This window comes from Nostoc sp. CHAB 5715 (assembly GCF_020829685.1).
Classification (GTDB): Bacteria; Cyanobacteriota; Cyanobacteriia; order Cyanobacteriales; family Nostocaceae; genus Nostoc.
On the sequence record NZ_JAIVFR010000125.1, the window covers coordinates 1 to 10,673 of the forward strand.

The 10,673-nt window shown below is 44.6% G+C and carries 10 protein-coding genes and 2 pseudogenes; 4 read left to right on the top strand and 8 right to left on the bottom strand.

Annotated features, from left to right (window positions below; genetic code table 11):
- Positions 1-444: FAD-dependent monooxygenase (locus tag LC574_RS09385; protein WP_229453174.1), on the bottom strand; the 444-nt coding region annotated here is incomplete at its 3' end.
- A complete protein-coding gene (locus LC574_RS09390) occupies positions 431-2,404 on the bottom strand; it encodes a LodA/GoxA family CTQ-dependent oxidase (RefSeq protein ID WP_229453176.1) in 1,974 nt (657 codons plus the stop codon). The genes LC574_RS09390 and LC574_RS09385, both read right to left, overlap by 14 nt.
- A gap of 246 nt (positions 2,405-2,650) precedes the next feature.
- Here LC574_RS09390 and LC574_RS09395 point away from each other — a divergent pair, with 246 nt between their 5' ends.
- The 4 genes and pseudogenes from LC574_RS09395 (at position 2,651) to LC574_RS09410 (ending at position 3,718) form a co-directional block, all read left to right on the top strand.
- The gene (locus tag LC574_RS09395; RefSeq protein ID WP_229453178.1) at positions 2,651-3,040 is read left to right on the top strand and encodes a transposase; all 390 of its coding nucleotides are present in this window, start codon (positions 2,651-2,653) and stop codon (positions 3,038-3,040) included.
- Positions 3,021-3,143, top strand: a pseudogene (locus tag LC574_RS09400) (transposase); the annotation flags it as partial. The gene LC574_RS09395 and the pseudogene LC574_RS09400, both read left to right, overlap by 20 nt.
- 6 nt (positions 3,144-3,149) lie before the next feature.
- Positions 3,150-3,332 carry a hypothetical protein gene (locus tag LC574_RS09405; RefSeq protein WP_229453180.1) on the top strand — a complete coding sequence of 61 codons (183 nt, stop codon included), beginning with the start codon at positions 3,150-3,152 and terminating at the stop codon, positions 3,330-3,332.
- Between the two features lie 206 nt (positions 3,333-3,538).
- Positions 3,539-3,718 carry a hypothetical protein gene (locus tag LC574_RS09410; RefSeq protein WP_229453189.1) on the top strand — a complete coding sequence of 60 codons (180 nt, stop codon included), beginning with the start codon at positions 3,539-3,541 and terminating at the stop codon, positions 3,716-3,718.
- Positions 3,719-3,889: 171 nt separating this feature from the next.
- On the opposite strand, the pseudogene LC574_RS09415 reads toward LC574_RS09410, so the two are convergent.
- From LC574_RS09415 to LC574_RS09440, 6 genes and pseudogenes are all read right to left on the bottom strand, one after another.
- A pseudogene (locus LC574_RS09415) lies at positions 3,890-4,153 on the bottom strand (IS4 family transposase); the annotation flags it as partial.
- Between the two features lie 154 nt (positions 4,154-4,307).
- Positions 4,308-5,660 carry an AAA-like domain-containing protein gene (locus tag LC574_RS09420; RefSeq protein ID WP_229453191.1) on the bottom strand — a complete coding sequence of 451 codons (1,353 nt, stop codon included), beginning with the start codon at positions 5,658-5,660 and terminating at the stop codon, positions 4,308-4,310.
- Between the two features lie 681 nt (positions 5,661-6,341).
- Positions 6,342-7,625 carry a nucleotide sugar dehydrogenase gene (locus LC574_RS09425; RefSeq protein WP_229453193.1) on the bottom strand — a complete coding sequence of 428 codons (1,284 nt, stop codon included), beginning with the start codon at positions 7,623-7,625 and terminating at the stop codon, positions 6,342-6,344.
- A gap of 173 nt (positions 7,626-7,798) precedes the next feature.
- Positions 7,799-8,986, bottom strand: coding sequence for an Ldh family oxidoreductase (locus LC574_RS09430; protein ID WP_229453194.1), 1,188 nt, complete (start codon positions 8,984-8,986; stop codon positions 7,799-7,801).
- Positions 8,973-10,253 carry a M20 family metallopeptidase gene (locus LC574_RS09435; protein WP_229453203.1) on the bottom strand — a complete coding sequence of 427 codons (1,281 nt, stop codon included), beginning with the start codon at positions 10,251-10,253 and terminating at the stop codon, positions 8,973-8,975. Before LC574_RS09435 ends, LC574_RS09430 begins: the two co-directional genes overlap by 14 nt.
- Positions 10,253-10,618, bottom strand: a complete 366-nt coding sequence (locus LC574_RS09440) for a hypothetical protein (RefSeq protein ID WP_229453205.1) — start codon at positions 10,616-10,618, stop codon at positions 10,253-10,255. Before LC574_RS09440 ends, LC574_RS09435 begins: the two co-directional genes overlap by 1 nt.
- Positions 10,619-10,673 lie beyond the last annotated feature (55 nt).

The following is a 10,673-nucleotide window of genomic DNA, read 5'->3' on the forward strand; positions in this document are numbered from 1 at the left end:
TTGCAGCAAAATCTGCCATTCTGCTTTATTATAATCAGCTTCAAGGAACTTACAATCTTCAAACCACTTCGCACCCCGACTCATAGCAAGCTGCAAGAGTTTTTGTTCAAAATCCGCTCGGTCGAGATGCCAACCTTGACAGTTAGTTTGGGTGATAAAAAGTTTGTCAAAAGGCTGGTTACTCCCCCAGATAAAACGGTTACCATAAGCAGGAAGATGGACAGAACTAGTCATTAGCTTGTCCAAACCCATTTGGCGGAGTAACGGTGTCATGTTAGGAGAAAGAACTTCCCCAATTTTAGCCTTGAGTTCCGAGGCAGATTCCACCACCAGGCAAGGGATTCCTCGAGCGGAGAGCGTCAAAGCGGTGGCAGCTCCGGCGGGACCTCCACCGATAATGATTACCTCTGTAAATTGAGGGAGTGAGTGCTTATAATTCTCCACGTCCGAAAACCGGTCTTTCTCGTCTGGGTCTTTCTTCCGAAACTAATTCTCTGTCTCCTTCCTCAGCTTTCTCAGCCCGTCTCACCTGCTCGAAAGTGATATCGGAGCCAACGAACGGACTAGGATCGCTAGCTTTCTCAGCCCGTCTCACCTGCTCGAAACTGGTATCGGAGCCAACGAACAGAGAGGACTCTCTTTCCACCCAGATCCGATTAGGAAAGAAGCCTTCTTGATTATTTTCAGCGCCTTTAAACTCTGCTACAATGCCAAGTTCGTGCCACTCCTTTACCATTTTGTTTATCCTCTTTTTATAATCAAGATCGAAGATTCTCAACCAGTCTTTTCGGTAGTCAAAATGTTTAAGTCGTTGGGCGATATTCAATTGGGAATCCTGCAAGCGAGCATAACTATTTTCAGTTAACACCTGATTGGGAACGCGGACTGCCCAAAAAGAAGGCAGTGGTAGATAAGTAGAGAGGTCATATCCCGAAAGGCAACTTGCCTCATCAGTTTGCCAGGGAACTCCCAGCCAGCGCGTCAATGTTCCCGGACCGCTAGCCTCCAAGGGTCCGCCAGAACCAAAGGCAATTTTGGGTGCTAAATACGAACCAAAATCATCTTTAGGTTTTTTCCATTCTGGTAAGATGTTTAAGCGGAAAGGCTTTTGCCACATTGAAGCAACTCGCATCGTCCAAGTGAGTTCGATACCAGGATGAAACGGACCTCCCAAACATTCTTCCAAAGCTGCTTTGTTAAGAGCTTCGGTTTGCAACTTTGGGGGCATCTCTTCCAGAGATTGATAAGTAGCAGGTTGTTCGGTACTAAAGTTACCTTCCTTCCACTGTTTTAACCAATAGTATTGAGTGGAAGTAACGGCGAGGTCTACTTTGGAATCGCTTTTGAAATCGTTTTTGGAATCGTTTAGGTACTCGTCGAAAGCATCCCCATAAAACGGGGGGATTTTTACAGGTTGGTGAGTGTCGAGATTGGGGTTGCGAAACCACTCAAATAAATACTGGCGATCCGGTTTAGAAGCTTCGGAAGGATCGGCAAGTTTGTCGCGCAGTTCTGAATTCGTGAAATCGCTAGGAGAATTATGACCAAAAAGGAAGAAAAACCCTTCGTTTACCCACTGAATCTGGGTCAGGCGCTCAAAAATTGGGTAGATATGTTCCCAAAAATTAGGCTGAGTGGGCTTCTCCAACCACTGCTGTCTGTAAAATAAATCTACGACCACATCGTACAGAGTCACTACGCTATACAAACCCTGCCCGTAGTTCGGCGGAGCGACTACAACCATTGCTGGTTCAGCCTCCATTGTTAAATCGTTCAACGTAACAGTAGCTCTCACCGAACCGTCAGATGTATCGTCGTGCCAGCCATCATTATTGGCAAAAGTAGTAGCAGGTGTTTCATCCTTAGAAGCCGAATCTCCCTTACCGCCGAAAAACAACAGTCGTCCTTTTTCGTCAGTGCGGATTTCTCCTAAAGGCACTTCCTTATCGAAAAACTTTCCTCCTGTCAAGTGATACTCTTGACCTTGGCTATTTTGACCGGAAATGCTGCGAGAACCGGGATCGATAATCAGTTTTTTCCGCTCTTCGTGTTTGATGGCTTTATTTCTAAGTTGCGGTGGAATCGCTAAACCTTCTAAGTCTAGGGCATTTATAAACTCGTACCAAGCCGCTTTGCGGTTGGCTACGTGGACGCGCCATTCAATTTTGGCTTCCTCAGCAGTAATTTCCTTAACAATTTCTCCATTCTCTGTTAGCCCATAAATGCGGAAACGAGCGACTTGCTTTTTGACTCTTCCTTCGTTGTCTTTATAACCATTTTCGACTTCTGTGGGCTTACCCGGAATTTCAGGAGCCAAATAGAAGTCATCCGGCGCATTTCCAACTCGCGCAATTCCGATAGCTGGGTAAATGGCACACTTAGAGATTGTTGGGTCTTGAGACATAATGGGGGGGGCTTAAGATTTTTTAAAGAAACTAATTAATGATGACCGAAGGGCGATCGCTAGAGTTCAATTAACTTAATCATACGTCAAAGGGATAATCTGATTAAAAGTGCCTGCATCCATGTACAGAGGATGTAAAAAGCGCTAAACACCTATTTTATCGTAGAGTAAGATAGCGATCGCCTATTCAATCTGAATTGCTCAAATTCATTCACAGTAAGCATTTACGTTTTGCGGATAAGTCTAATGAAGACGAAAGCCCAGTACAAAGTTCAGAATTGGAGCGCTTATGATGCTTCCCTAAAGCAACGAGGCAGTATAACGTTTTGGGTGAACGAAGAGATCATCGAGCAGTGGCGGAACCAACAGAAGACAGGAAAAAAGGGAGCATCGAATTATTACTCTGATGTGGCGATCGCTACTATGGGGACGGTTCAGTCGGTGTTTAATCTAGCAGGGCGGCAAGCAGAGGGTTTTTTGGAGTCGTTGTTCATGCTCATGGGGATTGAGCTAGCAGTGCCGGATCACTCTACCCTATGCTGTCGTCTGAGCAAGTTGTCAGTGACACTGCCTGTAATTCCAAAGAACGACGCTATCCATGTTGTAGTGGATTCAACTGGGGTTTCCTACTGTTAAGCACTTTACCTCTTGGTTAGGTCTTTGTCCTGGTAGTTGTGTTACTGGCGGTAAAGTTAAAAGTTCCAAAACTCGCCCTATTGCCAGTCGTGCTGCGACTGCTTTTCGCATGGCGGCACAAACTCTATGTCGCAGTCATTCTGCTTTGGGTGCATATTACCGTCGTATGCAATCACGGATGGGCGCTCCCAAGGCGATTACTGCTACCGCTCATCAACTGGCACGTATTTTTTATCGCCTTTGGACATCTGGCGAACACTATACTGACCCCATCGGTGAGAGGTTAAGATAATCGAACTAATGTCAATTAGAAATTATGCTGAAATTTTGTCACAAGCAGAGGTATGAAGTTAACTCTTGTACTGAACCAATTGAGTAACAATAAAAGATGGGTATCAAAATTATGCGTAGGCGTAGCCCGCCGTAGGCATCGCCTGCTCAAAAATCGTGTTTTCAACCCCAATTTTAGCCCGATTCTAGCGATATTTTAAGTAAAGAGTGCTTATTGACAAAAAGTACCTGACCTTAACCTCTCACGAATGTACTGACCCTGGTATTGATGCTTACGAACAACAGTATCGAGACCGGATACTTAAAAACCTGAAGATAAAAGCTCAAGCTTTTGGCTTAGAACTCATCCCTATTTGTGACTCAACGCAAAGTGTTTCTTCAGAGTAATCATATTCTGGTGTGAGATTTGCTCTTACACTTGGCTGATTTATTAGCTTTACTTATGTTAGCAGAGCCACTAAGTCATTCAAAGTTGGTGCTTAAAATCACCAATTTTAAACAAGATTCCACTTAGACAGGTATTCACAAAACAGCGATCGCAAAAGTTTTCGGTCTACTGAATGTTAAAAACCTTTGGGATATTGCTTGTTGACTCACACTCAGAGGACTACACCACAGAAATCCTCCCCTCGCCAACATCCTTGTTAGTTCTGTGACTCCCGCTACATCTCGCCATAGTAGAGTTAGCACCGCCGCTACCATCACTTGTTTAGTTGAGTATTCTGTCTCTTAATCCCAATTGCCGATAGGTTTTTCGGCTCTTGTGATGACTGGTGTCAATAAGGCTTCTAGTTGAGCAGCAATCTCTTCATCTTCTACCATTGGGCGATGTTGCTTATTAGCATGGTCGCGGTTGCTTCGACTCACGGCTTCATCCCTCTATAGCTTATCTGCTATGAGTTTTACACCATTCCAGTCTGACTCTTGACAATTATTTAGTAACCTTAACTTGTGACCAATGGATAGCGCTGCTTTGTTACTCTCCCTTTTTCAGAAAATATCGTCGATACAATTCACAACAAGCGATCACGCGATCGCCTGACAGTTTAATCAGCCCCATACTGCTTAACTTGTAAGTTAGGATCGGATCTAAGGCAACAGGTTCAGTGGCATTCAAAACGGTATCAAGAGCTTGTGCTAATTCGGGCTGTTTTTGCAAGGTTGCCCAGTGACGTTGCAAATGATGGGCATAAATTCCCGTAGCAGTGGGAGCAGTTTCTAGCAGTTGCGACAAAGTAATCTCCCTCCGACTCAGATAATAGATCGCTAAGTGTACCAGTGCCGGATGTCCCCCAACCATTGCCATTAATTTTTTGTCTTCTTCCCCATCTACCCAACCGAGTCCGTAGCGTTTAGCCAATTGCTGCACCTCTTCCTGACTGAAGCTGTCTAACTGAATCGGGAACCCTACATTGAAAGGAGACTGGTTAAGCTCGAGAGGAACGTAAATTTCCGTCGAGTGAACTACGAGCAGGCGAAGCTTTTGCCAGATGGGCAGTCTTTTCGCTTCTTCATACCAAGAACGCAACAGAGGTAAAAAATCCTTCGCGACTTGGAGATGCTCGAAAATCTGATTCACCTCATCCAATGCCAAGATTAGGGGAGTATTAATTGACTCGAGTAAATAGTCTTGGAAGTAGAGGGTGCAGCTAATTTTACTTCCCAAATCTTCATCCCAATACTCATCTAGCATTGGTTTACACTGAAGCTGGTGAGCAATGTTGGTACACAGCCAGCGCAAAAATTGATTCAAGTCGCTCAGAATTGTCTGCTCAACTTGTTCTAGATTCAAGCTGATAGTGCAGTAACCCTGGTGCTTCGCATAGTCAAGAATCCTCAGCAGCAGTGAAGTTTTGCCCATTTCTCTAGGAGCTTTAATTCTGATTAGCGCCCCTGGTTTCTCGATTTCTTGATAAACTTGCTCTTCAAGGAAAGAACGTTCAAGGTAAAAGGGAGAGTCGAGAGGAACTGAGCCACTGGGGTAGCTTGGTGACGTATCCTGGTTAACTGTGGAGAAAAATCGCGTCGGATCTTGTCTTTTTGGTTTTGTCTTTGGGGCTGCTTTGGTGATGGCATAAGACTCCAGCAGTACCCGACAGTTTTTCTTGGTCACGCGTTGACCAATGATCTCAGAGAGTCGCCCAAACAACTCTGGGGCAACGACATTGGTAAAGTAGCCGGGACTATAACCTGCCTCTATCGCCATTTGGTTATAAGTTCTATACTGCCAAATGCCACGCAGAATCAGGTTTTCTGCGGAGTTAAGAGGACGATTGTGGCTCTCAATTAGCAGACGATCAACAATCTCAAACAGATAATCAAGGTTCATAGAGATTACAGGCAAATGTCGCTAAGATAAGACAGAATGCAGACGGCTGTAAGACTTACGCATTGACAAAATTTTGATTGTGTGAGTTACGATAGTAGACATAAATCACCTCAATAAAGTCGGGGTTATTACCTTGTGAGGATATAAGCCCTCCTTCTACTTCTTATATAGGTTTAAGTGAAATTAACTTATGCACTGGTGGAAGATGGAACGTGGATCACCTGTGAGAGGTTAAGGTTACATACTATTTGTCAATAAGCAATAGTACTTAAAACTTGGCGAAAATCGGGGATTGCTGCCGCAACTTGATGTTTCATTTGACGCTGCACAATCGCGAGACTGACGTAAACTTGACTCTAGAACAGCATTTTAGCCTGATTCTGCACTACTTTTTTACAAAGTCTTAATAAAAATCAATGCAACCTAAACCCCAATTCAATCCTTGTTAACGCAATGTGCGACTTATTGTTTCGTTACACTGGGGTTGAAACTTAACTAGCGTAAGCCACTCACTTTAACAAAGTGACCGTGACATGAGCGCACTGGCGGTTTGCAATTCAATGAGGTACATTCGGGCGGGCGAGGACGCCCACCCCACAAGATATCATATCTTCTAATTTTGTACCTCACCCAATTGAAATCCGCTATATCTCATGCGAACCATATTGACTCAACTCCACTTTAAAGGCTCCAGTAAGTAATTTGTGGCGATAGTTCAGCTGGGTTCAACACTGATTTCACATCTATCAAAATCCCATCTGATCGCAGGCATTGAAGTAATTCAGACTGCGGCATTTCCAAGTAGTGGCGGTGCATCACGGCTAACACAAGAGCATCCAAGTTAGAAAGTTCATTCCAGTCAGCCATGTCAATACCGTATTCATGCTTGGCTTCATAAGGATCTATTAATGGATCGTGAACCAGAGGTTCAATGCCATACTGCTTCAACTCCATCACGATATCAGCTACGCGGGTATTCCGCAGATCCCGCACATTCTCTTTGAAGGTTAGCCCTAAGATGCCAACTCGTGAGTTTTTTAGTGGGGTGTTCCCATTAAGAGTCAAGAGTTTGATTACCCGTTGGGCTACGTAAACACCCATATTATGATTAATATGGCGTCCAGCCAGAATGAGTTCAGAGTGATAACCAAGTTTTTCTGCAAAAGCTATCATATAAAAGGGGTCAACTCCTATACAATGACCACCCACCAGTCCAGGTTTGAATGGCAAAAAATTCCATTTAGTATTAGCTGTAGCTAGGACATCAACTGTGCGGATACTACATCGATCAAAGATTAAAGCTAACTCATTCATTAAAGCAATATTCACATCTCGCTGGATATTTTCGACCACCTTAGCAGCTTCAGCTATTTTGATGGAGGGTGCTCGATAGATACCTGCTTCAATAATTGCTTCATAAACTTTAGCCACTCGCTCTAGTGCTTCACTATCCTCAGCTGAGACAACTTTCACAATTTTTTCTAGGGTATGCTCGTGATCGCCGGGATTAATGCGCTCTGGCGAGTAGCCTAACTTGAAATCAATTCCTTGCCGCAAACCTGAGGTTTTAGCCAGGGTGGAACCACAAATTTCCTCTGTAACTCCTGGGTATACAGTAGATTCATACACCACAATAGCTCCTCTCGGGAGAACTTTGGCAATCATCTCAGAAGCGCTTATCAGTGGATTTAGATCGGGACGATGATATTGGTCAATGGGAGTGGGAACTGCAACTATGAAGAAGTTAGCTGATTTTAAATCTATTAAATCATTTGTTATTTCAAGCGGTGATTCCTTAATAGTTGCATGAGAAAATTCATCCTTTATATCGATACCTCTTTTTAGAAACTCACATTTCTCATAATTTATATCAAATCCAATGGTGCCTGGAAATTTTTTAGCCAGTGCGAGCGCTAAAGGTAGCCCTACATAACCAAGACCGATGACTGCAATACGTTCTTCCATAATTTCCTCTCAAACTATTGTGAATCACAACCTGCTTTCTTTTGCTCTAAACGTCTTGAACAAACAAAAATAATCTTTGTTAGCAGTTTAGAAATAATCAGCTGCTGACTAGTGGTGCGCCAAGGGAACTTTGCATGGTGACAAGCTCGCAAAGCAAAGAGAGTTATTATTGGTTACTTCTTCACTCCCCCTGCCTCAAGAGCTTCCCCTGCCCCCCCTGCTTGCCCTGACTCGGCAATTTTGGGTTGGCAGAGTACTAGGTTGGGTGGTTTTATGTCAAACTGCCGAGCGACTTCTTCCAAGACTGTCATGAGGGGCAAAGCGAGGGGTATGCCGCTTTTTCCCCTTCGTATTGCTTCTTCAGCTTCTGGCAAGCCTGGATACATGACCTGTTTATCAGCCAGTGTTGTTGGGCAAGCTTGTAAAATTGACAACATCTCATCCATTGCAGCTGTGAATAGATCCACAGATCTAAAATCAGCAATATTAAGAGCCAAGAAGAAATGACCGATATTCTTGTCGTTGCGTCCGTTAGACCCATCTCCCTGGAGATTAGCAAGATTTGGACCTACAGAGGCTCCTGTCAACAGCCCACACAAAATATCCACTAAAATAGCAAGACCATAACCCTTGTGCCCACCTGCAAATTGTAAGTGCCCTATCCCGCGTTCAAAGAAGGATGGATCGGTTACGGTTTCACCCATATCGTCCAACAACCAACCTGGAGGTATACTTTCGCCCTTTTTCTGAGCTAGTCTGATACGACCTGCGGAAGTCACAGCGGTACTCATATCAAGGTTGTAGGCAGCATTCTGTTTTGCAGGCGCACCCGCAGCTAAAACATTGGTGCCAAGCAAGGCGCGTGTGCCATGAGGGGGACGTAAAATTCCTTGGGTGCCAAGATTGGTAAATGCAAGCCCGATCAAATCTGCATCAATCGCCTGCTTCGCATAAAAACCCATGCTGCCACAATGGGAACTGTTCCTAACGGCAACAGCACCGATACCGAACGCACGCGCTCGGGAAATAGCTTCATTCATAGCGAAGCTTCCTGTCACAAACCCTAGAGCATTTTTGCTATCAACTAGGGCTACAGCCATCCGCTCGCTAATGATAGTAGGGGTGGCTAGCGGATTGACACTTCCCTCGCGTATCATTTTCAAATAAATACGCTCGAAATTTACAGCACCATGCGTATCAAAGCCGTGGAGATCAGCATAGAAGATGCCTTCAGCTGCCGTCCTGGCATGTGCTTCTGGTACGCCCATAGCACGAAAGGCGTTGGCGTAGAAGGATTTTAGTGATGAACCATCAACTAGGCAAGTGCTCGATGTGTACTTTTGTTGTTCAATTGTTTTCATAATAAGCAAACTCCTTAATTAAAGTGGCAATGCTGTTTGCGTAACGCTCAAGATCTTCAATTGCCATGAACTCTCCCTCAGCATGAGCTCGATTAACACCAAGATCACCAGGACCGTAAACCACTGTGTAGCAGCCTTTTCCTCCAAGCCACATGGCATCACAGGTAAATGGTTGTACCGAACTGTACGAGCCATGACGCCCAATTCCACTGCGTGCAAGGATAGTTTCCATTCTAGGATCGCGATTATTGAGAACAGGAAGTCCTTGTTTCAGCCAAGTCAGACGGCATATTTGATGTACGTCTAATGCTGTACGTGCCGATCCAAAAATGGACGCGTGATCTTGAACAAAGGCAGCAAGTGCATTCTCAAACGCTTGTTCTGTGAGTTGCTTGATTTGTAATGCTATCTCCGCTGTTGTATAGGCAAAGTTCACAAGTAGCTTCCCCGAACCAAAGACACGGTTATGGGTCATACCTGTATGGAGACCTGCAATGCACATCTTGCCGCCAAGGCTAAAAATTTTGGGTGACAGATTGCGACTTAAGTAATCGGTGATACTGGCTAAAAGTATAGTTGCATTGTGTCCGCGTGCAGGCTCGTCATCAGTTGAACCGATGCCATTAATAGCAATCTGGGCTGTCATTGAACTTGTTGTTTGGTCGAAATATTGAAACTGTGTTGGCTCACATACAATATTCAACCGACCTCGATAGCCCAGTTCTGTCAGATAGCGGGTGCCATAGAACCCCATAGCTCCCCCTTCTTCACCCCCTACGCTTTGAATTAGGATAGAGATTTTGCGTGTGATTTGGGGGTCAGTTTCTATAGTGCTGCGGATACCTGCTAAAACTGCAACGCCCAATCCCTTTGCGTCCGTTACACCTCTACCAAAGATTTGTCCGTTGTCAACTGTTACTGGTACTGTACCATCGACAGTATCCATGTGGAAGTTGAAAAGAAGTGTTTTCTCGGCTCCAGCTTTGGATCCAAGATGATGAACAAGATTGGGCTGATTCTCAAAGAATTCTGCACCCATTTCAGTAAACCGTTCAAACACTGTCAGCGGCAAGCCTTCTGTGTGTATAAGGTCAGAGGGCGGCGGTGCATAATGAACGCATTCAAACCCGATCTCCGTTGCATAGCGTGAAAATGCTTCTTGTGCACGAGCAAGGTCTGATTTCTGCCCAGTCTCCATCGGAGTGACGGTGTTGATATTAAGAAGTTCAAGCAGGAAATCTGTATCTTGTGTACGCCACGCAACCATTAGGCTGTAGCTCCTTGCATTTCTGGAGTTGGTCGTATTAGGCGATCATCTATCAGGTTGATAAATCGCTGAGCATAATTGATATACGTTCTTCGCCTTTCAACAGAGGTATCGCGCGTACCTTCATGAGGAATTAGTGAAAGATGTGGCTCTAGACTGATCCCTCCTTGGTATCCCTGAGCAAGGACGTAATCTAAGCAATCTAAAATTGGTACTGCACCTTCCCCTGGCAGGGTGAAAGTTGCATTTCCACCGCTTACTAGAGGTGGCAAAGCGTCCTTGACGTGTATGTGGGCGACAAATTCGAGTCTCACAACAATATCTTTCTTTAATTTGGTAGTGACACCAACATGATGCTTGCTCATAGTTCACGAGGAAATAATTAATACCCCAATGATAAGTCTATCAGACAGTACGGGT

Excerpts from the sequence above, each read along its gene's own strand:
- LC574_RS09390 (WP_229453176.1), bottom strand. The coding sequence starts at position 2,404 with ATGTCTCAAGACCCAACAATCTCTAAGTGTGCCATTTACCCAGCTATC.
- LC574_RS09395 (WP_229453178.1), top strand. The coding sequence starts at position 2,651 with ATGAAGACGAAAGCCCAGTACAAAGTTCAGAATTGGAGCGCTTATGAT.
- LC574_RS09405 (WP_229453180.1), top strand. The coding sequence starts at position 3,150 with ATGGCGGCACAAACTCTATGTCGCAGTCATTCTGCTTTGGGTGCATAT.
- LC574_RS09420 (WP_229453191.1), bottom strand. The coding sequence starts at position 5,660 with ATGAACCTTGATTATCTGTTTGAGATTGTTGATCGTCTGCTAATTGAG.
- LC574_RS09425 (WP_229453193.1), bottom strand. The coding sequence starts at position 7,625 with ATGGAAGAACGTATTGCAGTCATCGGTCTTGGTTATGTAGGGCTACCT.
- LC574_RS09430 (WP_229453194.1), bottom strand. The coding sequence starts at position 8,986 with ATGAAAACAATTGAACAACAAAAGTACACATCGAGCACTTGCCTAGTT.
- LC574_RS09435 (WP_229453203.1), bottom strand. The coding sequence starts at position 10,253 with ATGGTTGCGTGGCGTACACAAGATACAGATTTCCTGCTTGAACTTCTT.
- LC574_RS09440 (WP_229453205.1), bottom strand. The coding sequence starts at position 10,618 with ATGAGCAAGCATCATGTTGGTGTCACTACCAAATTAAAGAAAGATATT.